Annotated in this window: 25 protein-coding genes, 1 tRNA gene and 1 pseudogene; 15 read left to right on the top strand and 12 right to left on the bottom strand. The window is 63.5% G+C overall.

Translation table 11 applies throughout. The annotated features are described in order from the left end of the window. The first annotated feature begins 1 nt into the window (after position 1). The 3 genes from phrB (at position 2) to HU772_RS20985 (ending at position 3,373) form a co-directional block, all read left to right on the top strand. The gene (phrB, locus tag HU772_RS20975) at positions 2-1,444 is read left to right on the top strand and encodes a deoxyribodipyrimidine photo-lyase (RefSeq protein WP_186659026.1); all 1,443 of its coding nucleotides are present in this window, start codon (positions 2-4) and stop codon (positions 1,442-1,444) included. A 2-nt stretch (positions 1,445-1,446) separates the two neighbouring features. Beyond that, positions 1,447-2,127, top strand: a complete 681-nt coding sequence (locus HU772_RS20980; protein ID WP_496198486.1) for an SDR family NAD(P)-dependent oxidoreductase — start codon at positions 1,447-1,449, stop codon at positions 2,125-2,127. 274 nt (positions 2,128-2,401) lie between these two features. Continuing rightward, positions 2,402-3,373: an IS110 family RNA-guided transposase gene (locus HU772_RS20985; protein ID WP_217858720.1), complete on the top strand. Its 972-nt coding sequence runs from the start codon at positions 2,402-2,404 to the stop codon at positions 3,371-3,373. A gap of 144 nt (positions 3,374-3,517) precedes the next feature. Here HU772_RS20985 and murI read toward each other — a convergent pair whose 3' ends face one another. The 5 genes from murI to hemA are packed head-to-tail and all read right to left on the bottom strand — an operon-like array spanning position 3,518 to position 8,245. Further along, a complete protein-coding gene (gene murI, locus HU772_RS20990) occupies positions 3,518-4,315 on the bottom strand; it encodes a glutamate racemase (RefSeq protein ID WP_186662808.1) in 798 nt (265 codons plus the stop codon). Further along, entirely contained in the window at positions 4,308-5,063 is a 756-nt protein-coding gene (locus HU772_RS20995; RefSeq protein ID WP_186662809.1) for a molybdopterin-synthase adenylyltransferase MoeB, read from the bottom strand. The genes murI and HU772_RS20995 overlap by 8 nt, the downstream gene beginning before the upstream one ends. Then, complete coding sequence (gene prmC / locus HU772_RS21000) at positions 5,057-5,887, bottom strand: peptide chain release factor N(5)-glutamine methyltransferase (protein ID WP_186662810.1); 831 nt, start codon at positions 5,885-5,887, stop codon at positions 5,057-5,059. Before prmC ends, HU772_RS20995 begins: the two co-directional genes overlap by 7 nt. Position 5,888: 1 nt before the next feature. Next, positions 5,889-6,971: a peptide chain release factor 1 gene (gene prfA / locus HU772_RS21005; protein WP_186662811.1), complete on the bottom strand. Its 1,083-nt coding sequence runs from the start codon at positions 6,969-6,971 to the stop codon at positions 5,889-5,891. After that, positions 6,968-8,245, bottom strand: coding sequence for a glutamyl-tRNA reductase (gene hemA, locus HU772_RS21010; RefSeq protein ID WP_186662812.1), 1,278 nt, complete (start codon positions 8,243-8,245; stop codon positions 6,968-6,970). Before hemA ends, prfA begins: the two co-directional genes overlap by 4 nt. A 33-nt stretch (positions 8,246-8,278) precedes the next feature. Here hemA and HU772_RS21015 point away from each other — a divergent pair, with 33 nt between their 5' ends. The 12 genes from HU772_RS21015 (at position 8,279) to HU772_RS21070 (ending at position 19,580) form a co-directional block, all read left to right on the top strand. After that, positions 8,279-8,695 carry a hypothetical protein gene (locus HU772_RS21015; RefSeq protein WP_217858797.1) on the top strand — a complete coding sequence of 139 codons (417 nt, stop codon included), beginning with the start codon at positions 8,279-8,281 and terminating at the stop codon, positions 8,693-8,695. A gap of 141 nt (positions 8,696-8,836) precedes the next feature. After that, positions 8,837-10,200, top strand: a protein-coding gene (locus HU772_RS21020) for an IS3 family transposase (RefSeq protein WP_437182400.1) whose coding sequence is annotated in 2 segments (ribosomal slippage) — positions 8,837-9,302 and positions 9,302-10,200 — 1,365 coding nt in all. Because the reading frame shifts where the segments join, the coding sequence is not laid out codon by codon here. A gap of 691 nt (positions 10,201-10,891) precedes the next feature. Beyond that, positions 10,892-12,613 (top strand): tetratricopeptide repeat protein, encoded by a 1,722-nt coding sequence (locus HU772_RS21025; RefSeq protein WP_186661694.1) that lies wholly within the window; start codon positions 10,892-10,894, stop codon positions 12,611-12,613. 3 nt (positions 12,614-12,616) lie between these two features. Then, entirely contained in the window at positions 12,617-13,234 is a 618-nt protein-coding gene (lolB, locus tag HU772_RS21030) for a lipoprotein insertase outer membrane protein LolB (RefSeq protein ID WP_186661695.1), read from the top strand. Between the two features lie 4 nt (positions 13,235-13,238). Then, positions 13,239-14,099, top strand: coding sequence for a 4-(cytidine 5'-diphospho)-2-C-methyl-D-erythritol kinase (gene ispE, locus HU772_RS21035; RefSeq protein ID WP_186661696.1), 861 nt, complete (start codon positions 13,239-13,241; stop codon positions 14,097-14,099). Between the two features lie 20 nt (positions 14,100-14,119). Continuing rightward, a tRNA-Gln gene (locus tag HU772_RS21040) sits at positions 14,120-14,194 on the top strand. A 45-nt stretch (positions 14,195-14,239) separates the two neighbouring features. Then, the gene (locus HU772_RS21045; RefSeq protein ID WP_016391678.1) at positions 14,240-15,181 is read left to right on the top strand and encodes a ribose-phosphate pyrophosphokinase; all 942 of its coding nucleotides are present in this window, start codon (positions 14,240-14,242) and stop codon (positions 15,179-15,181) included. A 121-nt stretch (positions 15,182-15,302) separates the two neighbouring features. Further along, positions 15,303-15,899 (top strand): 50S ribosomal protein L25/general stress protein Ctc, encoded by a 597-nt coding sequence (locus tag HU772_RS21050; protein WP_186661697.1) that lies wholly within the window; start codon positions 15,303-15,305, stop codon positions 15,897-15,899. Between the two features lie 79 nt (positions 15,900-15,978). Further along, positions 15,979-16,563: an aminoacyl-tRNA hydrolase gene (gene pth, locus HU772_RS21055; protein ID WP_050703727.1), complete on the top strand. Its 585-nt coding sequence runs from the start codon at positions 15,979-15,981 to the stop codon at positions 16,561-16,563. 22 nt (positions 16,564-16,585) lie between these two features. Further along, positions 16,586-17,686: a redox-regulated ATPase YchF gene (gene ychF, locus HU772_RS21060; RefSeq protein ID WP_186661698.1), complete on the top strand. Its 1,101-nt coding sequence runs from the start codon at positions 16,586-16,588 to the stop codon at positions 17,684-17,686. A gap of 167 nt (positions 17,687-17,853) precedes the next feature. Then, positions 17,854-18,144, top strand: coding sequence for a cupin domain-containing protein (locus HU772_RS21065; RefSeq protein ID WP_186661699.1), 291 nt, complete (start codon positions 17,854-17,856; stop codon positions 18,142-18,144). 263 nt (positions 18,145-18,407) lie between these two features. After that, a complete protein-coding gene (locus tag HU772_RS21070) occupies positions 18,408-19,580 on the top strand; it encodes an MFS transporter (protein WP_186661700.1) in 1,173 nt (390 codons plus the stop codon). Here the strand turns inward: HU772_RS21070 and HU772_RS21075 are convergent. From HU772_RS21075 to HU772_RS21105, 7 genes and pseudogenes are all read right to left on the bottom strand, one after another. Then, positions 19,555-20,481, bottom strand: coding sequence for a LysR substrate-binding domain-containing protein (locus HU772_RS21075; protein ID WP_186661746.1), 927 nt, complete (start codon positions 20,479-20,481; stop codon positions 19,555-19,557). The two genes, HU772_RS21070 and HU772_RS21075, sit on opposite strands and share 26 nt — an antisense overlap. A gap of 38 nt (positions 20,482-20,519) precedes the next feature. Then, positions 20,520-21,458 carry an HlyD family secretion protein gene (locus tag HU772_RS21080; protein ID WP_186661701.1) on the bottom strand — a complete coding sequence of 313 codons (939 nt, stop codon included), beginning with the start codon at positions 21,456-21,458 and terminating at the stop codon, positions 20,520-20,522. A gap of 9 nt (positions 21,459-21,467) precedes the next feature. After that, positions 21,468-21,674, bottom strand: coding sequence for a DUF1656 domain-containing protein (locus HU772_RS21085; protein ID WP_186661703.1), 207 nt, complete (start codon positions 21,672-21,674; stop codon positions 21,468-21,470). After that, positions 21,664-23,820: an FUSC family protein gene (locus HU772_RS21090; RefSeq protein WP_186661705.1), complete on the bottom strand. Its 2,157-nt coding sequence runs from the start codon at positions 23,818-23,820 to the stop codon at positions 21,664-21,666. Before HU772_RS21090 ends, HU772_RS21085 begins: the two co-directional genes overlap by 11 nt. 58 nt (positions 23,821-23,878) lie before the next feature. Next, the gene (gene ycaC / locus HU772_RS21095) at positions 23,879-24,499 is read right to left on the bottom strand and encodes an isochorismate family cysteine hydrolase YcaC (protein WP_186661707.1); all 621 of its coding nucleotides are present in this window, start codon (positions 24,497-24,499) and stop codon (positions 23,879-23,881) included. Positions 24,500-24,533: 34 nt separating this feature from the next. After that, positions 24,534-25,223 carry a hydrolase gene (locus tag HU772_RS21100; protein WP_186661709.1) on the bottom strand — a complete coding sequence of 230 codons (690 nt, stop codon included), beginning with the start codon at positions 25,221-25,223 and terminating at the stop codon, positions 24,534-24,536. A gap of 259 nt (positions 25,224-25,482) precedes the next feature. Continuing rightward, positions 25,483-26,223: pseudogene (locus HU772_RS21105) on the bottom strand (Fic family protein); the annotation flags it as partial. Positions 26,224-26,266: the final 43 nt, after the last annotated feature.

Genomic DNA, 26,266 nt, shown 5'->3' on the forward strand with positions numbered 1-26,266 from the left:
CATGCAACTGATCTGGCTGCGCAGCGACTTGCGCATCGACGACAACACCGCCTTGGCCGCCGCCTGCCAACGCGGCCCGACCCTGGCGCTGTGGATTGCCAGCCCCGGCCAGTGGCTGGCGCATGACGATGCGGCGTGCAAGGTCGACTTCTGGCTGCGCAACCTGCGCCAACTGCGCCAGGCACTGGAGGCGCTGAACATTCCCTTGCTGATCCGTACCACCGATACCTGGGCCTCAGTGCCCCAGTGTGTGCTCGAGGTCTGCCAGCAACACCGCGTGCAAGCGGTGCACTGGAACGACGAGTACGGCATCAACGAAACCCGACGCGACCAGGCCACCCGCCAGTGCCTGCGGCAAGCCGGCATCGAAACCACCAGCCATCTCGACCAGTTGCTGTTCAAGCCGGGCAGCATCCTGACTCGCGGTGGACATTACTTCCAGGTGTTCAGCCAATTCAAACGCGTCTGCCTGGAGCACCTGCACCGAGACCTGCCCGCCCTGGTACCGCCAGTAAGCCGCCAGGCGCCTGTCGCGGTCCCCAGCGACCCGATCCCTTCGCATATCGACGGCTTCGATGCCCCTGCCGAGGCGTTGCGCCAACACTGGCCCGCAGGTGAGGAACAGGCCCGTTACCGCCTGAAAAGCTTCGTCGATGAACATATCGAGGACTATCAGCAGCAGCGTGATCTCCCGGCCAGGCCCGGCACCAGCCAGCTCTCGCCGTACCTGGCCGCTGGCGTGCTTTCGCCCCGCCAATGCCTGCACGCGGCGCTGGCCGGTAACCGTGGCGAATTCGATAGCGGCAATATCGGCGTGCAGACCTGGATCAACGAACTGCTCTGGCGTGAGTTCTACAAGCACGTGCTGGTGGGTTACCCGCGTGTCTCGCGGCATCGCGCGTTCCGCCCGCACACCGAGGCCCTGCCCTGGCGCCACGCACCCGACGACCTGGAGGCCTGGAAACAAGGCCGCACCGGCTTCCCGATCATCGATGCGGCGATGCGCCAATTGCTGGAAACCGGCTGGATGCACAACCGCCTGCGCATGATCGTCGCCATGTTCCTCAGCAAGAACCTGTTGATCGATTGGCGTCACGGCGAGCGTCACTTCATGCGCCACCTGATCGACGGCGACCTGGCCGCCAACAACGGCGGCTGGCAGTGGAGCGCCTCGACCGGCACCGACGCAGTGCCCTATTTCAGGATCTTCAACCCGATCACCCAGTCACAGCGCTTCGATCCGCACGGGCGGTTCATCCGTCATTGGCTACCCGAGCTAAGCGACAAAGACGATAAATCGATTCATTACCCAGTGAAATCTTCCGATCTATTTGCTACTAATTATTACTCGAGTCCGATAGTCGATCTCGACAGCAGTCGCCAGCGCGCCTTGGCAGCCTTCAAGGATTTGCCCAGCTGGCAGGATCAGGGGGCCTTGCCTTGAATATGAAACGCAGTTTCTGGGTTACAGGCGCCAGCCAAGGACTAGGGCTGGCCATGGTGGAACAGTTGCTCGATCAGGGGCATCGGGTGGCCGCCAGTGGCAGGGATAGCCAGGAACTCGATGCCTTGGGTAAAACCCATGCAGGTACCCTGCTACGCCTGCCGGGCCTGCTGACCGAGGAGCCCGATGCCATCAGGCGACGGTTGCTGGACAAGTGGGGCGCGCTCGATGGCTTGATCATCAATGCGGGTGCCTGCGACTATTTGCCGGACAACGTTACGCCGGGCAACCTGTTCGAGATGATCGTCCACAGCAACATGGATGCCACCGAGCATGCATTGCTCAGTGCCCTGCCCGCCCTGGTCAACGGCAGTCAACCGCAGATCATGGCCATATTCAGCCGTTACTCGGCCCTGCAGCTGTATGCGCCTACTCAGCCTGCCAACGACGCCAACAGCCTTCCACATTGGGTACGAAGCCAACGCGACATCTTGAAAAGACAGGGTATCGACCTGACGGTGGTGGCGCCGCCGTCGCCACAGGACCCCGTCATGCCTGAAGCCTGGACCGCTCAGGCCGCCGCCATGGTACTGATTGCCGAGCTGGATCAGCGCCAGCCCGAATTGTCCCTGGAGGCCTTGGGCATGAACAGCTTGTGGCCTTTGCCGGAGGCCCTGCGCTGACTACGTAGCCGCCCATACGCCTCGGCAAGGCCGCTCCTTGTATCTCGACTTTCGCCTCCCTAGAGGCGAAAGTTCTCGACTGATCATCGAGGGAAGGCCTTGAAGCAGAGCCGCTCCAAGGGCATCAAGCCCGCACTGTAGATAACGCTCTGGTCTTCCAACCCCACTCGACGAGTTCGAACGGTATCTAGTGCCCGCCCCCGGCGTGAGCACGCATTAACAAGGTTGAACTGAGTGTAGGGTGATCGACTTTCGTAGTTTGAAGGAGGAGATCATGTCCGTCTTTGTTGGCGTTGATGTCGCCAAAAAATCTTTCGACATTGCCATCCCGCTCCCCAATGGCAAGATGCGCACCAAAGCCAAGCTGTCCAATGATCCTGGAGGGTTCAGGCAGTTTAGCGACTGGCTTGAGCGCCATGCTGAACCAGGCGCCTGGATTGTTATGGAGGCTACAGGCATCTATCACGAAGCGCTGGCCGAGCACTGTCACAACCAAGGTTATCGGGTGTGCATTCTGAACCCGGCGGTGATTGCGAAATTCGCTGACGTGGAGCTTCGGCGCGTCAAAACAGATAAGGCTGACGCCAAAGTCATTGCTGCCTATGGCCAACAAAAGGCTGTCTCGCTTCGCCAGTGGGAGCCTGAGCCCCCTGCGCAGCGCCGCTTGCGTGCTCTGGTGCGGCGACTGGACGACCTCAAGGAAATGCGCCAGATGGAGCAGAATCGTTTGGATGTCGCACTAGATGCGGTACAGCAGTCGATTCAAGACGTAATCGGGCACATCAACGAAGAGCTGGAAAAGACCAGGAAGGCCATCGAGCAGACGATCGATGATGATCCAGACCTGCGCAAGCGACGTGAGCTGATTACCTCGATTGATGGTTTGGGTGACACCACTGCTACGTTGCTGCTCGCCGAACTGGGCGATCCACTGAAATACCAAAGCCCTTCTGCGATTGTCGCGTTTTCAGGCTTAAACCCAGTGGTGCAGCAATCGGGAGAGTTCATAGGTAAGAGCACTATTTCGCGTACAGGCGCCTCAAGGCTGCGTGCAGGCTTGTGGATGTCAGGCACTGTCTCAATCAGACATAACCCTGTTGTGAAGGAACTGGCAGAGCGGTTGAGCAGCCGGCACAAAGCTTACAAACAGATCGTCTGCGCGGCGATGCGCAAGCTGCTGCACCTGGTTTACGGGGTGGTGAAGTCGGGGATACCGTTTGACCCCAAAATCTCTCTTGCGGGGTGAGGGTCAAGACGGTATCTACAGGACGGCGCGGTCACCTGTAGGAGCGGCCTTGCCGAGGCGTCGGACCGGTCGGAAAGGGTCGCAAAGCGACCCCGGCAAGTCTAAGTCGGACGCCAATTCTCAACACCTTGAAAGGGCTGGGCCTTACAGTGGAAAACGCTGCACGCTGCCAGCCTTGCCCCACAACTGCGGCAACACGCGCTGCAGGCCATCGGGATCGGCACTGCTCCAGAAGGCCGTATCCCGTGACGGCCCATCAGCCAGCAACACCTGCGCGCCCAACAACCGCTGCAACTGCCGCGCCACGGCGGCGCCCGTGTCGATGATCGCGGTCTGGGCCGGCACTATCTGGGCCAGCATTGGCCGCAGGAAGGGATAGTGGGTACAGCCAAGGATCAACGTGTCGCAACCCGCCGCCAGCAGGGGTTGCACATACCCCTCGAGCATCTGGCGCAGATGCTGGCTGCTCAAGTCGCCGGCCTCGATGCACTCGACCAACCCTGGGCACGGCTGGGTGACGACCCGCACATCATTGGCGAAGCGGTCGAGCAAAGCGGCGAACTTGGCGCTCTGCAGCGTGCCGGTGGTGGCCAGCACCCCGACCACCCCGGAGCGGGTCGCCGCCGCAGCCGGTTTGACCGCCGGCTCCATGCCCACCAATGGCCAATCCGGATACAACTCGCGCAGGTCGGCCACTGCCGCCACAGTGGCGGTATTGCAGGCCAGGACCATGGCCTTGGCCCCTTGCTCGTGGAAGAATGCGGCGATATGGCGCAGACGTTGGCGAATATAGTCCGGCGACTTCTCGCCATAGGGCACATGGCCGCTATCGGCAACGTACAGCAGCGATTCGTTGGGCAGCAGGCGCTGGATCTCGGCGAGCACCGACAAGCCGCCGACCCCCGAGTCCATCACGCCCACTGGCGCCGAACGCTCAGCCATGGCGGTTGGCGCACACAGCGCAGGCCGGGTCGCGCTTGACCCGCAGCTCTCGCATGCGCGTGCTCAGCGCGTCGATCAGCAACAACCTGCCCACCAGCGGCTCGCCAAAGCCCGCCAGCAGCTTCAGCGCCTCGAGCGCCTGCAGGCTGCCGACCAGGCCGACCAGCGGGCCGATCACCCCGGCCTCGCTACAGGTCAGCTCGGCCTCGCTGCCGTGGCCATACAGGCAGTGGTAGCACGGGCTGGTGTCATGGCGGGTGTCGAACACCGACAGCTGACCCTCAAGACGGATCGCCGCGCCGCTGACCAAAGGCTTGCCGGCCACAACGCAGGCCGCGTTGACCGCCTCGCGGGTTGCGAAGTTGTCGGAGCAGTCCAGCACCACATCGACCGCCGCCACGGCGGCGGCCAGCGAGTCCTCGTCGAGCGCCTGGCGATGGGCGACCAGCGTGATTTCTGGGTTGATCGCCTGCAAGCGCTTGATCGCCGAGTCGACCTTACTCATGCCAACGCTGGCGCTGTCATGGATCACCTGGCGCTGCAGGTTGGTCAGGTCGACAGTGTCGAAGTCAGCCAGGTGCAGTTCGCCAACACCCGCCGCGGCCAGGTAGAGCGCCACTGGCGAGCCGAGCCCGCCCAGGCCGATCACCAGGGCCTTGCTCTGTTTCAGGCGCAGCTGGCCGTCGATATCTATCTGCGACAGCAGGATTTGCCGGCTGTAGCGCAACAGCTCCTGGTCGCTCAGCATGGCAGGCGCCCCAGGCTGATACGCTCATGGCCACCCAGGTCGAAGCGGCTGACCACGTCGACGAAGCCACCGGCAGCCAGCAGCTCGCGCACTGCCGGAGCCTGGTCGTAGCCGTGCTCGAGCAACAGCCAACCGCCCGCTAGCAAGTGCCGGGGAGCCTGGGCGACGATCACGCGCAGGTCGTCCAGCCCGTCCTCGCCGGCCACCAGCGCACTGCTGGGCTCGAAGCGCACGTCACCGGCCACCAGGTGCGGGTCGGCGGCGCGTATATAAGGGGGGTTGCTGAGAATCAGGTCGAAATGCTCGCCTTCGAGGGCGTCATACCAGTGGCTGGTGCGCACCTGGACGTTGCCCAGGCCCAGGCGCTGGCGATTGCGCTCGGCCAGGGCCACGGCCTCCGCGATACGATCGACCGCGGTGACCTGCCAGGCCGGACGCTCGCTGGCCAGGGCCAGGGCAATGGCCCCGGTACCAGTGCCCAGGTCGAGCACGCGGGCCGGCGTGCCAGGCAGCAGCTCGAGCGCGGTCTCCACCAGCAGTTCGGTATCGGGGCGCGGAATCAGGGTGTGCGGCGCCACCTCCAGGTCGAGCTTCCAGAACCCTTGCTGGCCGAGGATATAGGCCACCGGCTCACCGGCGCGACGGCGCTCGAGGTAGCCGGCATAGGTCTCGGCCGCCTCGCTGCTGACGATGCGCTCGGGCCAGGTATGCAGGTAGCTGCGCGACTTGCCCAGGGCGGCAGCGAGCAGCAGCTCGGCATCCAGCCGTTCGGTCGGTGACTCCGGCAGCTGCGCATTGCGCAGCAGGCTGGCGATGATGGTCATCTCAATCCCCCAGGGCGGCCAACTGATCGGCCTGGTATTCGGCCAGCAGCGGCTCGATCACGGCGTCCACGCCACCGGCGAGGATATCGTCCAGGGAGTAGAGGGTGAGGTTGATGCGGTGGTCGGTGACCCGGCCCTGTGGATAATTGTAGGTACGGATGCGCTCGGAGCGGTCGCCCGAGCCCACCAGCAGCTTGCGTTCGCTGGCGATGGCGTTCTGCGCGGCGCTGGTCTGCATGTCGTTGAGCTTGGCCGACAGCCAGGACATGGCGCGGGCGCGGTTCTTGTGCTGCGAACGCTCTTCCTGGCACTCGACCACGATGCCGGTGGGCAAGTGAGTGATGCGGATGGCCGAGTCGGTCTTGTTGACGTGCTGGCCACCGGCGCCGGAGGCGCGGTAGGTGTCTACCCGCAGGTCGGCCGGGTTGATCTCGATCGCCACCTGCTCGTCGGGCTCGGGCAGTACCGCCACGGTGCAGGCCGAGGTGTGGATACGGCCCTGGGATTCGGTCTCGGGCACGCGCTGCACACGGTGCGCGCCGGACTCGAACTTGAGCTTGCCGTAGACGCTGTCACCCTCGACGCGGGCAATGATTTCCTTGTAGCCGCCGTGCTCGCCCTCGTTCTCGGAGAGGATTTCCAGGCGCCAGCCGCGCTTTTCGGCATAGCGCGAATACATGCGGAACAGGTCGCCGGAGAAGATCGCCGCCTCGTCGCCACCAGTACCGGCGCGGATTTCCAGGAACACGTTGCGCCCGTCGTTGGGGTCCTTGGGCAGCAGCATGCGTTGCAACTGCGACTCCAGGCCCACCAGTTGCTCCTTGGCTTCGCGCACTTCCTCGACGGCCATCTCGCGTAGGTCGGGGTCGGCGTCCTTGAGCAAGGCCTGGGCGCCCTCGAGGTCGTCCTGCACCTTGCGCCACTCTTTATAGGCGCCGATCACCGGCTCGACTTCGGCGTACTCGCGGGAGTAGGCGCGAAAGCGCGTCTGGTCGGAAATGACTTCGGCGTCACCGAGCAGCGCGGTGAGTTCCTCGAAGCGGTCCTGGAGCGTGTCCAGTTTATTCAGCAGCGACGCTTTCATTGCGGGGTTTTATCCGTCGAGCCCTCGTCGAGGGCAAAGAGTTCCTGAGCCATGGCCAGCGCATCGAGGCGGCCTTCGGCGGAGAGCTTTTTCAGTTGCACGCTGGGCGCGTGCAGGAGTTTGTTGGTCAGGCCCCGGGCCAGTTGCATCAGCACATCCTCGGGGTTGCCGCCGTTGGCCAGCAGGCGCTGGGCCTTTTGCAATTCTTCGTCGCGCAGGCGCTCGCTTTGCTGGCGATAGGCCTTGAGCACATCCACCGCGGCCAACTCGCGCAGGCGCACCATGAAGTCGTCGGCGCCGGCCGAGACCAGCTCTTCGGCCGCCTGGGCCGCGCCCTGACGGCTCTTGAGGTTCTCCGCGACCACTTCGTGCAGGTCGTCGACGGTGTACAGGTAGACGTCATCGAGCTCGCCGACCTGCGGTTCGATATCCCGCGGCACGGCGATATCGACCATGAAGATCGGCTTGTGCCGGCGTTGTTTCAGCGCGCTTTCCACCGCGCCCTTACCGAGGATCGGCAGTTGGCTGGCGGTGGAGCTGATGACGATGTCGCTGTTGGCCAGTTCCTGGGGAATATCGGACAGCAGCACGGCGTGGGCGCCGAACTGCTCGGCCAGGGTGCTGGCGCGTTCGAGGGTGCGGTTGGCCACGACGATGCGGCGCACGCCCTGTTCGTGCAGGTGGCGGGCGACCAGGGTGATGGTTTCGCCGGCACCGATCAGCAAGGCCTGGCTGCGCCCGAGGTCGGAGAAGATCTGCTTGGCCAGGCTGACGGCGGCGAACGCGACGGATACGGGGTTCTCGCCGATGGCGGTATCGGTGCGCACCTGCTTGGCGGCGCTGAAGGTGGCCTGGAACAGGCGGCCAAGCAGTGGGCCGACGGTGCCGGCTTCGCGGGCCACGGCGTAGGCGGACTTCATCTGGCCGAGGATCTGCGGTTCGCCGAGCACTAGCGAGTCGAGGCCCGAGGCCACGCGCATCATGTGCCTGACCGCGTCGTGCTCCTCATGGACGTAGGCGCTGGCGCGCAGTTCGTCGAGACTCAGTTGGTGATAGTCGGCCAGCCATTGCAGCACGGCGTCGGCGGCAAGGTGGTCCTGCTCGATGTAGAGTTCACTGCGGTTGCAGGTCGACAGGATCGCCGCCTCGCGGCTGGCGGTCAGTCGGCACAGCTGCTGCAGGGCGTCGACCAGCTGCTCCGGGGTAAACGCCACGCGCTCGCGTACGTCTACCGAGGCAGTCTTATGGTTGATACCAAGTGCAAGAAAGGCCATGCAAGGTCGCTGATTGGGACGTGAAGCCGGTAATTGTCCTACTTCGCAGGTTCCAGAACAACCACCGTTCGCTATTGTGCTGATGAGGCCAGGCTATCGCCCGCCCCGCCGCCCGTCCCGCCATCTCCATCTGCTTGCGCCTTTGCCTTTGCCTTTGCCTTTGCCTTTGCCTTTGCCTTTGCCTTTGCCTTTGCCTTTGCCTTTGCCTTTGCCTTTGCCTTTGCCTTTGCCTTTGCCTTTGCCTTTGCCTTTGCCTTTGCCGATCAAGAGTCTATCGCCAAACCCAGCGAGCGACAGCTGCGCCAGCCCAGGCGCCGCCCGTACTTTCGCGACTTCAGGAGGCCGAACGCAGGCCTTGCGGAGGGAGGTGACGGGCATGGATGCCCGTCAAGCGCTGCGCCCCAGGATGGGGCGTTCAGCGCGGTCCTCCCGGGAGCAAGGCCGGAGTGAGGGAACCCGGAGCGTAGCGGAGGGCCGGATGAATGGAGCGCAGCGTTTTTTGGTTACTTTTTGTCGCGTTTGACAAAAAGTGACTCGCCGTTGAACTGACCCCCGAAAGTTGGACGCCTGACCCCAAGCGGAGGGTGTTCCATGACGAAATACGACCTAGCGCTCAAGCAAGCACTCATCGAGGAGTGTCTTTCTGCCCGGAGTGTTCATGAGGTGGCACTGAGGCATAGCCTGAGTGCATCGCTGCTGCGCCGTTGGATAAAGGGCTATGAGCAACACGGTGCTGCAGGTCTGGCTACCAAGTACAGCCACTACGACGCCCAGTTCAAGTTGAAGGTTTTGCAGTGCATCGAGCAAGACGGACTGTCAGCCCAGCAAGCCTGCATACAGTTTGATATTCGTGGCCCGAGTAGCATCAGGCAATGGAAAAGGTTGTACGATGAAGGCGGACTAGAAGCACTTCACCCGCATCGTGCCCGAGAATCCAGTATGCCCCGCAAAGCATCAGAACAACCCAACGTAAGCCCTGCTAAGCCTGCAGATGCTGAGTTGACACCTAAGCAAATGCTCGAAGAGCTGGAGTATTTACGTGCGGAGAATGCCTATCTAAAAAAGCTCGATGCCTTGATCCAAGCGGATCCACGCACTGCGCAACCAAGAAAGCGCAGGCTGTCCAAGGATTGAGGCATGAACATCGACTGGCTCTGCTGTTACGTGCTGCAGGGCTGGCACGCAGTACCTTCTATTACCAAAGCAAAGCCTTGGTGGCCGACAAGCATGCGGCCCTCAAAGAACGCATCAAGAGTGTCTATCACAGGCATAAGGGGCGGTACGGCTATCGCCGCATCACCGCCGTGCTTGGGTGCCATGGCGAGGTGATCAATCACAAGAAGGTGCAGCGGTTGATGCAGTTAATGGATCTGAAATCGCTGGTAAAAGTGAAGAAATATCGCTCCTACCGAGGTTCCGAAGGGCTTGTTGCATCTGATCTGCTCAAGCGTGAGTTCAAGGCGGAAGCCCCTAATCAGAAATGGGTAACCGATGTGACAGAGTTCAAGGTGAAAGGGCAGAAGCTGTTTCTTTCGCCTGTGATGGACCTGTACAACGGCGAAATTCTTGCCTATCAGATCAATCCGCGCCCTGAGTTCAAGATGGTGTCGGCGATGTTGGAGCAAGCTTTCGAGCGGCTGAACCCAGATGACAAACCGATATTGCACTCCGATCAGGGCTGGCAATACCGACAGCCCGCTTATCGACATATGCTGGGCAGAAAGAAAATACAACAGAGTATGTCGCGTAAGGGTAACTGCCTGGACAATGCCGCGATGGAAAGCTTCTTTGGCACACTCAAGAGCGAGTTTTTCTATTTGCAATCGTTTGAGAGTGTTGAACAACTGGCGTCAGGCCTTGAGGACTACATCGCCTACTACAACCAAGAGCGTATAAGTCTAAGACTGAATGGCTTGAGTCCGGTACAATTTCGGACCCAAGCGCTGAACCCATAGCGTACCCCGTCCAACTTTCGGGGGTCAGTTCACGTAAGGGCGAAAAGGTGACTATGCGTCGACACCGCAAATGAATGCGCTTACATCTGTAGAAACCCACGCCGACCGACTTTGACTTTGACTTTGACTTTGACTTTGACTTTGACTTTGACTTTCAGAGCGTGGGTCTTGAAAGTTATACGCTCATTCATTGGCGATGGCGACGCACAGTCACCTTTCCGCCCTTACGGCGGGTCCCTTTTTGAAGGATCAAAAAGGAACCCAAAAATCCTCGCTCCATTCATCCGGCCCCTACGCTGCGCTCCGGGGTCCCCTCGCTCCGTTCTTGCTCCCGTGTGGACCGCGCTGAACGCCCCATCCTGGGGCGCAGCGCTCGACGGCCATCCATGGCCGTCGCCCCACTACGCAAGAACTCCGCTCGGCCTCCTGAAGTCGCAATTGGTGTCGTCTGAACTACCGCGCACTTAGAAGCAAAAGCAAAAGCAACAGCAACAGCAACGGCAACGGCAACGGCAACGGCAACGGCAACGGCAACGGCAGGGTGTCGCAAGGCCGCTTGCGAACCACCACCGCCACGCATTGTCCCTATACTCCGAAGCACCGCTTCACACCACGACCTTCGCAGGTGGGTTTGCCATCGCGCTTGTGTCATCATGCTCCGACCGCCGGTTTAGCCCCTTTATAAGCCTCTATGAACAAATCCTACGCATTGCTGCTTGCCCTCGCCCTGCTTCAAGGCTGCCAGAGCCTAGCCCCGAAGACGGACGCCCAGACGCCCGCCGCCGATGCCGGCAAGAGCGCGGAAAAGCCCGTGGTGTATGGCTCGTTCAAGCAGGACACACTGTACAGCCTGCTGGTGGCTGAGCTGGCCGGCCAGCGCAACCGCTTCGACATCGCCCTGGCCAACTACGCCGACCAGGCCGAAAAGACCCAGGACCCCGGCGTCTCCGAGCGCGCCTACCGTATCGCCGAATACCTCGGCGCCGACGAGCCGGCCCTCGACAGCGCCCTGATCTGGGCCCGCAACGACCCACAGAACCTCGACGCCCAACGCGCCGCCGCCATCCAGCTGGCCCGCGCCGGGCGCTACGACGATTCCATGGTCTACATGGAAAAAGTCCTCCAGGGCCAGGGCGACACCCACTTCGACTTCCTCGCCCTGTCCGCCGCCGAAACCGACCAGCACACCCGCGACGGCCTGATGCAGAGCTTCGATCGCCTGCTGGTGAAATACCCCGACAACGGCCAACTGGTATTCGGCAAGGCCCTGCTGCTCAACCAGGACGACAAGCCCGAACAAGCCCTCGAACTGCTTGAAAGCCACCCACCACAAAACGGCGAAATCGCCCCGGTGCTGCTCCGAGCGCGCCTGCTGCAAGCGCTGGACCGCGGCCCCGAGGCCCTGCCACTGCTGCGCGGCGCCATTCGCGACAACCCCGACGACAAACGCCTGCGCCTGACCTACGCGCGCACCCTGGTCGAACAGGACCGCATCGACGACGCCAAGGCCGAATTCGAGAGCATGCTGCAGCAGTACCCGGAAGACGACGAGATCCGTTATTCCCTGGCCCTGGTATGCCTGGAAACCAAGCACTGGGACGAAGCCGAAGGCTACCTGCAGGAGCTGGTCGAGCGCGACGCCAACGTCGATGCCGCCCACCTCAACCTCGGCCGCATCCGCGAGGAACGCAGCCAGCCGGCCGCCGCCCTGCGCGAATACGCCCTGGTCGGCCCCGGCCCGGACTACCTGGCCGCGCAACTGCGCCAGGCCGACATCCTCATCGCCAACGGGCGCAGCGCCGAAGCCTCGCGCCTGCTCGCCGAGGCCCGTGAAGCACAGCCCGACTACGCCATCCAGCTGTACCTGATCGAAGCCGAAAGCCTGGGCAACAACGGCAAGGAAGCCCAGGCCGGACAAGTGCTGGAACAAGCCATCAAGCGCTACCCGGACGACCTCAACCTGCTCTATACCCGCGCCATGCTCGCCGAGAAACGCGACGACCTGGCGCAAATGGAAAAGGACCTGCGCGCCATCCTCGCCCGCGAGCCAGAAAACGCCATGGCCCTCAACGCCCTCGGCTACACCCTGGCCGACCGTAGCACCCGCTATGCCGAGGCCAAGGCCCTGATCGACAAGGCCCACCAGTTGACCCCGGACGATCCGGCGGTGCTCGACAGCCTGGGCTGGATCGCCTACCGCATGGGCAACCTCGAGGAGGCCGAACGCCAGTTGCGCCTGGCCTTCGAGCGCTTCCCCGACCATGAAGTCGCCGCCCACCTGGGCGAAGTCCTGTGGGCCAACGGCAAGCGCCGCGAAGCCCGCCAGGTCTGGGCCAAGGGCTTCGCGGCCCAGGCCGACAGCCCCATCCTGCGCAAGACCCTCCTGCGCCTGACCGGATCCGAGAGCCTGTAAACCATGTTCCTGCGTCATTGCATCACCTTCACCCTCATCGCCCTGCTCGCCGGCTGCGCCGGTTTCGGCAGCAAGGAAGCCGTGCAAGGCCAGGGCAATCCGCAGCTGTGGCGCGAACACAAGCAACAGCTCAGCGGCCTCGACGGCTGGCAGATCAACGGCAAGGTCGGCATCCGCGCCCCGCGCGACTCCGGCAGCGGCACCCTGTTCTGGCTGCAACGCCAGGACTACTACGACATTCGCCTGGCCGGCCCGCTGGGCCGCGGCGCCGCACGCCTGACCGGGCGCCCCGGCGGCGTGGTACTGGAGGTGGCCAACCAGGGCCGTTTCGAGGCGCCGAACCCCGAGGCGCTGCTGGAAGAACAGCTCGGCTGGCGCCTGCCGGTGTCGCACCTGGTGTGGTGGGTGCGTGGCCTGCCCGCCCCCGACAGCAAGAGCCAGTTGACCCTGGACGGCGACAGCCGCCTGGCCGGCCTGACCCAGGACGGCTGGCGCGTGGAATACCTCAGCTATATAGAGCAGAACGGCTACTGGCTGCCCGAACGCCTGAAGCTGCATGGCGAAAACATCGACGTCACCCTGGTGGTCAAGGACTGGCAGCCACGCCAGCTGGGGCACTGAGGCGATGCAAAAGCTCACCCTGCCGGCCCCGGCCAAGCTCAACCTGTGGCTGCACATCACCGGCCGCCGCGCCGACGGCTACCATGAGCTGGAAACCGTGTTCCAGTTCCTCGACCACGGCGACGAACTGAGCTTCGCCCTGCGCGACGACGGCCAGATCCGCCTGCAGACGGAAATCGCAGGCGTGCCCCACGACAGCAACCTGATCGTGCGCGCCGCCCGCCAGCTGCAAGCGCAGTCCGGCACCACGCTGGGCGCCGACATCTGGCTGGACAAGGTGTTGCCCATGGGCGGCGGCATCGGTGGCGGCAGCTCGGATGCGGCGACCACCCTGCTGGCCCTGGCTCATCTGTGGCAGCTCGACTGGAGCGCAGACCGCCTGGCCACATTGGGCCTGACGCTCGGCGCCGATGTACCGGTGTTCGTTCGTGGCCACGCCGCGTTCGCCCAAGGTGTCGGCGAGCAACTCACCCCGGTCGACCCCGCCGAACCCTGGTACCTCGTGCTGGTGCCGCAAGTGTCTGTCAGCACAGCGGAAATTTTTTCGCATCCAGAGTTGACACGTGATTCCCTCCCCCTTAAGATGCGCCCCGTTCCCGAGGGAAACAGTCGAAATGACTGCCAACCGGTGGTTGAGCAACGGTATCCAGAAGTTCGCAATGCGTTGAATTCACTGGGTAAATACACCGAGGCTCGAATGACCGGCACTGGAAGTTGTGTGTTTGGGGCCTTCCCAAGCAAAGCCGAAGCTGATAGAGTTCTGGCCCTTCTTTCAGAGACCCAAACAGGGTTTGTGGCGAAAGGAAGCAATATTTCGATGTTGCATCGCAAGCTGCAAAGTCTGATCAAGAAGTCGAGTTCATAAGAATTCGCAGCAACAGATACAGGGGCGTCGCCAAGCGGTAAGGCAGCAGGTTTTGATCCTGCCATGCGTTGGTTCGAATCCAGCCGCCCCTGCCATTTCTTATACTCATCCAGGTTACCCTCAGCCTTCAGGTACTGCGCGTGTCCAAGATGATGGTCTTCACGGGGAATGCCAACCCCGATCTGGCTCGGCGTGTCGTACGTCAGCTGCATATTCCACTGGGTGATGTTTCTGTCGGTAAATTCTCCGACGGCGAAATCAGTGCTGAAATCAATGAAAATGTCCGCGGTAAGGACGTCTTCATCATTCAGCCCACCTGTGCCCCAACCAACGACAATCTGATGGAACTGGTAGTGATGGCCGATGCCTTCCGCCGCTCCTCAGCGTCGCGAATCACCGCCGTGATTCCTTACTTCGGATACGCCCGCCAGGACCGCCGTCCGCGTTCGGCACGTGTAGCCATCAGCGCCAAAGTCGTCGCTGACATGCTCACTGTCGTGGGTATCGACCGTGTACTCACCGTCGACCTGCACGCTGACCAGATCCAGGGTTTCTTCGATATCCCCGTCGACAACATCTACGGCTCGCCCGTACTGGTCGACGACATCGAAGACCAGCGTTTCGAGAACCTGATGATCGTCTCCCCGGACATCGGTGGCGTGGTACGTGCCCGTGCCGTCGCCAAGTCCCTGGGCGTTGATCTCGGGATCATCGACAAACGTCGCGAAAAGGCCAACCACTCCGAGGTGATGCACATCATCGGCGACGTCGAAGGACGCACCTGCATCCTGGTAGACGACATGGTCGACACCGCCGGCACCCTGTGCCACGCGGCCAAGGCCCTGAAAGAACACGGCGCGGCCAAGGTATATGCCTACTGCACGCACCCTGTCCTGTCGGGCCGCGCGATCGAGAACATCGAGAAGTCGGTACTGGACGAGCTGGTGGTGACCAACACCGTTCCGCTGTCCGCCGCTGCTCAGGCCTGTGACCGTATCCGCCAGCTGGATATCGCACCGGTCGTCGCTGAAGCGGTACGCCGCATCAGCAACGAAGAATCGATCAGCGCGATGTTCCGCTAAGCGGAACACTCGCTGACGAAAAGCGCCCCGCCCCGACACTGGTTGTCGGGGCGGGGCTTTTTTGCCATCCCCGTTGGCGCTGGTCGCAAACGCCCTCGGGAGGCTATTTTGGAGAAACAAAATGACTGACTTCATCCTGAACGCCCAAGCGCGTACTGACCTGGGGAAAGGTGCGAGCCGCCGCCTGCGTCACTCCGCCAACATCCCTGCCGTTGTCTACGGTGGCGATAAAGAAGCCCAATCCCTGACCATCGTGGCCAAGGAAATCGCCAAGCTGTTCGAAAACGAAGCTGCCTTCAGCCACGTGATCGAACTGAACGTCGATGGCGCCAAGCAGAACGTCGTGGTCAAGGCCATGCAACGTCACCCAGCCAAAGGCTTCATCATGCATGCCGACTTCGTTCGCGTCGTTGCTGGCCAGAAGCTGACCGCCAAGGTTCCAGTTCACTTCGTCGGCGAAGAAGCCCCGGTCAAGAAAGGCGGCGAGATCTCGCACGTCGTTTCCGAGATCGAAGTGTCCTGCGAAGCCAAGGACCTGCCTGAGTTCATCGAAGTCGACCTGGCCAAGGCCGAAGTCGGCACCATCATCCACCTGTCGGACCTGAAAGCTCCGAAAGGCGTAGAGTTCGTCGCTCTGGCCCACGGTGATGACAAAGCTGTTGCCAACGTCCACGCCCCGCGCGTTGCCGCTGACGCTGCTGAAGGCGCTGCCGAGTAATCCACTCGCACGCCGGCGTTGATCGGGTTACAGTGCCGCGCGCACCGTAACCCACCAACTCCAAGGAAGAGCCCCTGACGTGACCGCCATCCAGTTGATCGTCGGCCTGGGTAACCCCGGCCCCGAATACGAACAGACCCGGCATAACGCAGGGGCTCTTTTCGTTGAACGCCTTGCCAGCGCCCAGCGCGTCTCGCTGTCCGCTGACAAGAAATATTTCGGCCTGACGGCTAAGTTCAGCCATCAGGGCAACGATGTTCGCCTGCTGATTCCCACCACCTACATGAACCGTAGCGGCCAGTCCGTGGCGGCTCTGGCCAATTTCTTCCGCATCAAGCCGGAAGCGATCCTGGTGGCGCATGACGAACTCGACCTGCCTCCGGGCGTCGCCAAGCTCAAGAAGGGCGGCGGCCACGGTGGGCACAACGGCCTGCGCGACATCATCGCGCAGCTCGGCAACCAGAACGACTTCCACCGCCTGCGGCTTGGCATCGGCCACCCGGGCGACGCCAAACTGGTCTCCAACTTCGTCCTGGGCCGCGCGCCGCGCGCCGAGCAGGAGAAGCTCGACGCCAGCATCGATTTTGCCCTCGGCGTGATGCCCGACGTGCTTGCCGGCGACTTCGCCAAGGCGATGCGCGAGCTGCACAGCCAGAAGGCCTGACACTTTAGAAAGGGGAATTCCCATGGGTTTCAATTGCGGCATCGTCGGCCTGCCCAACGTCGGCAAGTCCACCCTGTTCAACGCCCTGACCAAGTCAGGCATCGCGGCGGAGAACTTCCCCTTCTGCACCATCGAGCCGAACAGCGGCATCGTGCCGATGCCCGACGCACGCCTGGCGGCGCTGGCGGAAATCGTCAAGCCTAACCGCATCCTGCCGACCACCATGGAGTTCGTCGACATCGCCGGCCTGGTCGCCGGTGCCTCCAAAGGTGAAGGCCTGGGCAACAAGTTCCTCGCCAACATCCGCGAGACCGACGCCATCGCCCACGTGGTGCGCTGCTTCGAAGACGAGAACGTGATCCACGTTTCCAACAGCGTCGACCCCAAGCGCGACATCGAGATCATCGACCTCGAACTGATCTTCGCCGACCTCGACAGCTGCGAGAAGCAACTGCAGAAGGTCGCGCGCAATGCCAAGGGCGGCGACAAGGACGCCCTGGCGCAGAAGGCCATCCTGGAAAAGCTGATCCCGCACTTCACCGAAGGCAAGCCGGCGCGCAGCCTGATGAAGCACATGGCCGATGACGAGAAGGCCATGATCCGCGGCTTCCACCTGCTGACCAGCAAGCCGGTGATGTACATCGCCAACGTCGCCGAAGACGGCTTCGACAACAACCCGCACCTGGACGTGGTCAAGGCCATCGCCGAGGAAGAAGGCGCGGTGGTGGTGCCGGTGTGCAACAAGATCGAAGCCGAGATCGCCGAGCTCGACGACGGCGAAGAGAAGGACATGTTCCTCGAGGCCCTGGGCCTGGAAGAGCCGGGCCTGAACCGCGTGATCCGCGCAGGTTACGAGCTGCTCAACCTGCAGACCTACTTCACTGCCGGCGTGCAGGAAGTGCGTGCCTGGACCGTGCGCGTAGGCGCCACCGCCCCGCAGGCGGCCGGCGTGATCCACACCGACTTCGAGAAAGGCTTCATCCGCGCCGAAGTGGTGGCCTACGACGATTTCATCCAGTTCAAGGGTGAGAGCGGCGCCAAGGAAGCCGGCAAGTGGCGCCTGGAAGGCAAGGACTACATCGTCAAGGACGGTGACGTGATGCACTTCCGCTTCAACGTCTAAGCCAACAGGCCACGATGGGAAAAGCCCCTTGAGCGTTCGCGTTCAAGGGGCTTTCTTTTTTCTGCGGATCAGGTGAGCGTTTCACTGACTGACTGCCAGCAGTTTTGCATTTATCGCCTGCGCAGCCGGGTTCAGGCTAGACGCTTTTGCGCAGACAGGACCCGCTCATGAAGCACCCTCGCCCCCAGGCTATCCCCACCGTGCAGGTGGATACCGACGAAGTAATAGTCACCGAGTGGCGCTTCGCGCCTGGCGCCGAAACCGGGCGTCACCTGCATGGCCATGACTACGTGGTAGTGCCAATGACCGACGGCACCTTGCTGCTGGAGACCCCGGAAGGTGAGAAACGGGCGGCACTGGTGATGGGGCAGAGTTATTTTCGCAAGGCAGGGGTCGAGCACAACGTGATCAATGCCAGTGACCACGAGATCGTGTTCATCGAGACCGAACTCAAATAGCTCAGCCTGTACGCGCCCTTGCAGGCCCGGCCGGAAAGGGCCGCAGAGCGGCTCCATACTCAAGCCGGGGCTGCTTGCGCAGCCTTTTCGCGGCACAAGGCCGCTCCTACAGACAGCTCGGACACAACTGTCTACAATCATCCACTGCTTGAACCGGGATAACCGAAGCACTGCCTCGAAACCCGATGGACCTGACCCTGGCCGGTCAACCGTCGGGACAAATGGGTCCGGACCTTGGCCGGCCCGTTTATCGGAGGCAACACATGAGACCGCGTATCTGGCTGCTGGCCCTGGCGACGTTCGTCACCGGCATGGCCGAAAACATCACCGTCGGCATCCTGCCGTCCCTGGCCACTGGCCTGGCCGTACCGCTCGGCGTCGCCGGGCAACTGACCACGGTCTTCTCCCTGAGCTTCGCCCTCGCCGCCCCCTTCTCGCCCCTGCTGACCACTCGCCTGCCCCTGCGGCGCCTGCTGTGCATCACCCTGGCACTGTTCGCCTTGTGCAACCTTGCCGCGGCCCTGGCGCCGGGCTACACCGCGTTGCTGCTCGCCCGCATCGGCATGGCCGTCACCAGTGCCCTGACCTGCCTGACCTGCACCCTGATGGCCACGCGCATGGTCCCCGAGGCCCTGCGCGGCCGAGCGATCGGGGTGATTTTCATGGGCATCTGCAGCTCGTTGGTACTGGGCGTGCCCGCCGGCATGCTGCTGGGCGACGCGCTTGGCTGGCGTGGCGTGTTCGCCGGGCTGAGCCTGCTGGCACTGGCCGTACTGCTGATGGCCTGGCGCGGCCTGGAACAGTTGCAAAGCAGCGAGCGTATCGCCCTGGGCAGCTACCTGCGTCACCTGCGTAACACTCGGCTGCTCGCGGCCCAAGGGGTTTCGCTGCTGATGATTGCCGGGCACTTCACCGTGTTCGCCTACCTCGCGCCCTATGCCCTGCAGGTCGCCGAGGTACCCGCGCATTGGCTGGCGGCGCTGTTCGCCGCCTTTGGCATCGCCGGGGTCTCGGGAGGTTATGTCGGCGGCTGGATGGCCGACCGGCTCGGCGCGAGCAAGTCCATCGCCCTGGCACCGCTGCTGTACCTCGCCAGCCTGCTGGTGTTGCCGTTGAGCGCCGGCACGCCCTGGCTGTTCCTGCCGGTCATGATGCTGTGGGGCGGCTTGAGCTGGACCACCTCGCCCGTGGTGCAGAACTACCTGGCAAGCCGTGGGCCGGACACCTTCCCTGCGGGCATGAGCCTGAACATGTCCGCCATGCACCTGGGCGTCGGCCTGGGTTCGGCCATTGGCGGCGTGGTGATCGGCACGGCGACACTGTCGGCCACCCCCTGGGCGGGTGCCGCACTGACCGCCGTGGCCGCGGTCCTGGCGCTCTGCTCGGCGCGCCCTGCGGCCTCGACCACGCTCAGCGAGCGCGGCTTGGCTTCGTAGCCACCGGCTCTTGCTCGAACGCCTCGACCAGGAAGTCTATCAACTTGCGGACCGCGGGCATCAGCCCGCGCCGGGAAGGAAACAGCGCCACCACTTCGCCTTCGCGTGGCGCCCAGCCTTCGAGCACCTGGACCAGCCGCCCGCTGGCAAGATCGGCGGCAACGGCCTCCTCGGGCAGCAAGACCACGCCGACCCCGGCCAGAGCTCCCTCGCGCAATACCGCCAAGTCATCCGAGACGATACGTGGGCGAAACGGCACGGCGGCCTCGACGCCCTCGGGGCCCTCCAGCAGCCAGGTGAAATCCTGCACATTGACGCCCCAGCACAGGCTGGGCAATGCCTCTAGCTGCTCAGGCTGTTGCGGCTGGCCGTGCTCGGCCAGTAGGCCAGGGGACGCCACCAGGCACTGTCGGCTCGGCGCCAGGCGGCGCATGACCAGCTCACTGCTTTCCAGCGGCTGATGACGCACGCTAAGCACCAGGTCGAAGCCTTCGCCGATGACATCGACACGGCGGTTGTAGCTCTTGACCAGCAGCTCGACCACCGGGCATTGCGCCATGAAGCGCGCCAGGATCGGTGCCAGCCGCGAATCGAGCAACGCCGTGCTGCTGGCCAGGCGCACGATACCGCGTGGCTCGGCGCGGTTGCGCTCGATGGCATCCTCTGCGGCGACGGCCTGTTCGAGCATGCCCAGGCAGTGGCGGTAGTATTCCAGCCCCACCTCGGTGACCTGGAACTGCCGGGTCGAACGCTGGATCAGGCGCACGCCCAGGCGCTCCTCGAGCTTGGCCACTCGCCGGCTCAGGCGCGACTTGGGCAGGCCGAGGATACGCCCGGCCGGCGCGAATCCACCGTACTCCACCACCTTGGCATAGAGGTACAGGTCATTCAGATCGAACATCGGCAACGCGCGTCCACGGCTCACCACGGCATCCTCCGTCATGGCTCGAGGATCGTCACGGTCGCGGTGGTGCCGGCACGCAACACCTGCTCTGGTACCGGGTCAAGGCGCAGCCGCACCGGCACGCGCTGGGCCAGCTTGACCCAGGTGTAGTTGGGGTTGACGTTGGCCAGCAGACGGCTGCCGGGCTGGTTCTCGCGGTCGGTGATCGCGTAGGCGATGCTATCCACCGTCCCATGCAGGGTTTCACCACTCATCAGCACCACCTTGGCCCGGCTGCCGACCTGGATACGCGGCAGCTTGGTTTCCTCGAAATAACCGCTGACATGGAACGAGTCGCTGTCCACCAAGGCCAGCAGCGCCGCGCCTGGCTGGGCGAAGTCGCCCTGGCGGGTCAACAGGTTGGTGACATGGCCGTTCACCGGCGCCACTACGCGGGTGCGTTGCAGGTCCAGGCGCGCCTGCTCCAGGGTCGCCTCGGCCAGTTGCACGTTGGCCTGCGCCAGGCCGAGGCTGGATTGCTCGCGCAGCAGGTCGGCCTGGGCCACCGCCACCTCGGTGCGCGACTTCTCCCACTCCTCGGCAGAGATCGCCGACAACGATTGCAACTTGCGCCGGCGCTGCTCCTCGCTGCCGCGTTGCTTGAGCAGCGCCTGGTTGGCGACGATGTTCGCCTGCGATTGCCCCAGGGCCGCACGGGCCACTTCGACCGCCCGCTGGGCATGCAGTACCGCCAACTCATAGCGGGCCGGGTCGATCTGCAACAGCAGGTCGCCCTTGTGCACGAACTGGTTGTCGCGCACTGGCAAGGCCACGATCGGGCCACTGACCTCTGCGGCCAGGGTCACCACATCGGCGCGGACCCGGGCATCGCGGGTCCAGGGGGCCTGGGTGTAGTGCGTCCAGGCCAACCACCCCAGCACGATGGCCACGGCCACCACCACCAAGGTCACGCTGCGCGACAGCAAGGATTTCATCGACGGCATCTAGGCGCTCACTCCCATCCACAACAGCAAGGCCGCGCAGATCGCGGCGTACACGGCGCCCTGGAACAGCGCCGGGTGCCAGACCAACGCCAGCACGCCGACCCGGCGCAACAGGGCATCGACCAGCAGGAACAACGGCAGCGCCAGCAGCAGCGCCTGGGCGATGGGCGGCAGGTAGACCCCACCCACCTCGAAATCAATGGGCATCCACCACCTCCGTCAGTGGCGCCGGGATATCCGTCGCCAGTACAGCGCGATAACGCGCCAGCAATTGCCCGGCGACCGCCAGCGCCACCCGCAGGATGAACAACTGGCGCAGCGCTTCGCGCCCACCGGGCACCAGCGCGCCGTGCAGGGTATCGAGCACCTGGCCCTGGCGCTCGACGTCCTGCAACAGCGCGTCGAGTTCGACCGCGCCTTGACCGCCGATGACCTCGGCCATCCCCTGCAAGCCTTCGAGCAGGCGCTGCCGGGTCAGCAGCGGCAAGGCCAGCTCGCCCTCGCACAGGCTGCGTGCCTGCGCCAGGGCAATCGCCAGTGCCGGGCACACCAGCGCACAGTCGAAACGCTCGCGCGAAGCCGGGTCGGTGACCGCCGGCAGCAGGCCGATCATGGCCGACAGACGATCGAGCTGGCGGCTCTCGAAGGCGAACTGCCCGGCCAGTGTGCCTGGGGCGACGACCTGCCGGTGGACATCCTCGCGGGTCAATTGGAACAGCCTGGCGATACGCCGTTGCGGGTTGAACGGGAACACCAGGGCAAACACGATCATCGCCAGCACGCCGGCCATCAGGTAGCCGCCGGCGAACTCGAACCACTGGATATCGCTGTTGTGATAGGCGCCGACATTCTGCGGGCCGATCATCAACAGGCTGATCAGGCCGATGCCCATGCCAATCCCTGCGGTCATTGGGTTGGCCAGCCCCACCGCGGCCAGGTAGAGCAAGGGCACCAGGCACAGCGCCAACATTTCAAAATCGCTGAACAGGGGCAGCAAGGCGAACTGGTAGAGCGCCGACAAGCCCATGCCCACCAGCAGCCCGCGGTTGTAGTTCTGGCTGGCCAGCAACGGGCGCGGCAGGGTTGCCATCAGCGAGCACATCACCCCCATCAGGATCACCGCCGAACGCGCGCCGTCCCAGGCGCTCTCGATCCACAACCCGCCGATCAGCAACAGCGCCAGGCAGGCGCGCACGGCGTTCATCCCCGCCAGCGGCCAGTCCAGGTGCAACGCACCGGCGCGCCCGGGCTGTGCTGGACAACTGGCCAGGCGCCCTTGCTGGATTGCCTCGTTGAGTTCGATCAGCTCATCCAGTTGCTGCAGCAGGCGCGCCTGCTCCCAACGCAAGGCCCAGGCCAGCGCGCGCAATTTCGGCGGCAAGGGTTCGCTGAGGAACTCGGCGCGGTCGGCGGCTTCATCGAAGCCTTTGTGCAAGGTACGCAGGGTTTGCCGGTTTGCCGTCGACAGGGCCATGCCCTCTCGCGCCAAGGCTTCTAGGCTGTCCAGCTCGGCATCGCGCAGCAGTTGGATATCCGTCGGCAACGGCCCCTGCCAGTGTGCCTTGACCAGCTCTCGCTGCTGGCGCAGCACCAGCAGCCGTGACACCAGCAATACCAGCTGGTTGGCGAACAATTGCACCAGCCCGTCACCGCTGCGCAGGTGCGGGGCGTCGAAGTACAGGTGCCGACGCAGGCCCTCCAGGGCGCTGATTTCAGCGATCAGCTGGGCCTGGCGCTGGCGAAACGCGGCCTCGTCCTCTTCGGTACGGACCACTTCGGCGGCATGCCGGGCAATCAGTTTGAGCAGGCTGTCGACCTTGGCGAAGTAGCTCTTGGCCACCGCCTGGGGGCGCGCCGTCAGCAGGCTGACCACCGCCACGCAGGCCACCGCCAGCAAGGTCTCGGTCACCCGGGTGACCGCCAGCATGAAGGTTCCCTCGGGCTCCGGGACGGCGAGCATGGCCACCACCACCGCGGTAAAACCACTGAGCACGAAGGCATGGGAATCGGTATAGCGCAGCAAGGTGCCGCCGGCGGTACACAGCCCCAGCCACAGGGCCAGGCTGGCCACCAGGGTGTAGGGCATCTGCGCGAACAGCGCCATCAACAACACCGCCACCGCCGCGCCGACCACCGTGCCCAGCACCTGGGCCAGGCTGCGCTTGAGGGTCATGCCGGCCAACGGCAGGCTGATGATGATCACCGTCATCAACGCCCACTTGGGTTGTTCCAGGTCGAACACGAACGCCAGGTAAAGACACAGCAGACCGGCCAGCACGGTGCGCAGCGCGAACAGCAGCACATCGCGACCGGGCTTGAACGCCAGCCTGAAATAGGCAATCAGTGGGGCCATCCATTACCTCGTAACCGGGGTGACACGCCCGGGCCCGTGCACGGGCCCGGGCGGGCTGTCACTTGTTCAGCTTGTTGAAGCTGGTCATCAGGTTACGGTAATCCGGGATGTGATTGGAGAACAACGTGCCGAGGCCTTCGATGTCGTTGCGCCAGTCGCGGTGCAGCTCGCAGGCCACGCCGAACCAGGTCATCAGTTGCGCCCCGGCCGCTTCCATGCGGCGCCAGGCCGAGTCACGGGTCAGTTCGTTGAAGGTGCCGGAGGCGTCGGTGACGACGAACACCTCGAAGCCCTCCTCCAGCGCCGACAAAGCCGGGAACGCCACGCACACCTCGGTGACCACACCGGCGATGATCAGTTGCTTCTTGCCGGTGGCCTTGACCGCCTTGACGAAGTCTTCGTTGTCCCAGGCGTTGATGTTGCCGGGACGGGCAATGTACGGCGCGTCGGGGAACTGCTCCTTGAGCTCGGGCACCAGCGGGCCGTTGGGACCGTTCTCGAAGCTGGTGGTGAGGATGGTTGGCAGCTTGAAGTACTTGGCCAGGTCGGACAGCGCCAGCACGTTGTTCTTGAAGCGGTCCGGATCGATGTCGCGCACCAGTGACAACAGCCCGGTCTGGTGGTCGACCAGCAGGACGGCGGCGTCGTTCTTGTCCAGACGCTTGTATTGGAATGTCATGGTGGATCTCCTTGCGTGGATTGAAAGCGCAAGCTCAACTGCGTTGCGAGTCGAGCTGTTCGTGTTGGCTGATCACGGCCTGGGCCTTGGTGTAGCTCTCGATCAGCAACTGGTAGTGCGGGAACACCGCGCTGTAGGCCTCGGCCCACTCGGCGGCATCCGGGCGGTTCCAGGTGCGCTGGACCTCGGAGCACACGGCGGCGGTGTCCATCGGCACCACGCCGGCCTGGACCACCCGGGCCAGGGTGATTTCCTGGGCCATCTTGGAGTAGGTGCCTGACGCGTCGATGACAGCGAACACCTGGTAGCCGGCGGCCACCGCGCTGATGCTGGGGAAGGCCATGCACACGCTGGTGATGGTCCCGGCAATGATCAGTTGCTTGCGCCCGGTGGCCTTTACCGCGGCGACGAACTCGGGGTTGTCCCAGGCATTGATCTCGCCCTTGCGCGCGACGTATTGCGCATGGGGCGCGGCCTCGTGGATTTCTGGAATCAGCGGGCCGTTCGGCCCTTGCGGCACCGATGCGGTGGTGATGACCGGGATCTTCGCCAGGCGGGCGATCTTGGCCAGGGTGATGGCATTGGCCCGCAACTCGGTCATGGGCATGTCCTTGACCGTCTGGAACAGACCGCTCTGATGGTCGATCAGCAGCATCGTGGCATTGTCGGGATCGATGCGTGGCACCTGCCCTTCGAAGTTGGCGGCTTGGGCGAAATTGCTCATCGTTCTCTCCTCTTGGTGTGGAGAACAGGCCATCCTGGCCGCTGCGGTCAAACCGCGCCCCACAACTCCCAGGTGGGATTAACAGAGTAGGCAACGCAGGCTGAACGAAGCGACCGTCAGTCGGCGGGCCATGGCAAATGCCCGTGCGGCCTGGGGCCAGGCGGGCGACAGGGCTAACGGTAGAGAGGTGGAACGCGGGCCGGTAGGCCCATGGGTGAACCCTCAGCGTTCCATCTGGAGAACAATGAGGTGGGCACCGTTATCGTGAGGTACGACGATATTGCTGCATCGGACTGCGCGGGGCTGTCGGATCGGTCATCTCGATAAGACCGGCCGCCAGCGCCGGTTTGAGATAGTTCGCTCTGAAGGTATGCCGATGAGACAGCTCGAGGCGCTCCATCAGTTCATTGGCACGCAGCGCGAGACCCGGTTTCAGAACCTCCAGGAGACGTGCTACTTGGTCGGTTACTTGGTCGGTCTCACTCGCCTCGGCCAATGCCTGCCGAAGTGCCTGGAGCATGAACTCGACAAAAGGCGTGGCCTCGCCAACCTGATCCGCAGCCGCCAAGGCACCGTAGTACGCCTCCTGCTGGGCACAGATCACCGACTCCACCGGCAGGTAGGCGAGTACCGGGCGCCAGCGGCTCAGTATCAGCGTCTGCCACAGACGCCCCATTCGCCCGTTGCCATCAGCGAAAGGATGGATGAACTCGAATTCGTAGTGAAAGATGCAACTGCTGATCAACGGGTGCCAGTCACTGGCGCCCAGCCAACGCAGCAGGTCATGCATCAGCGGCTGCAAGCGACTGGCAGGCGGTGCCATGTGCAACAGACGCTGGCCGCGATAGATGCCGACACCTCCTCGGCGAAACTGACCCGCGTCGTCGATCAACCCCATCATCAGCAGCTTGTGGGCAGCCAGCAGATCAGTCTGACGCTCGGGCAGCCAGCCGCTCATCGCTTCATAGGTGGCAAAGGCATTGCGCACCACCTGGATTTCACACCCCTTTGGTTCAGGATTTCCTGAACTGATTATTTGCCCG

Source organism: Pseudomonas xantholysinigenes, from assembly GCF_014268885.2.
Lineage (GTDB): Bacteria > Pseudomonadota > Gammaproteobacteria > Pseudomonadales > Pseudomonadaceae > Aquipseudomonas > Aquipseudomonas xantholysinigenes.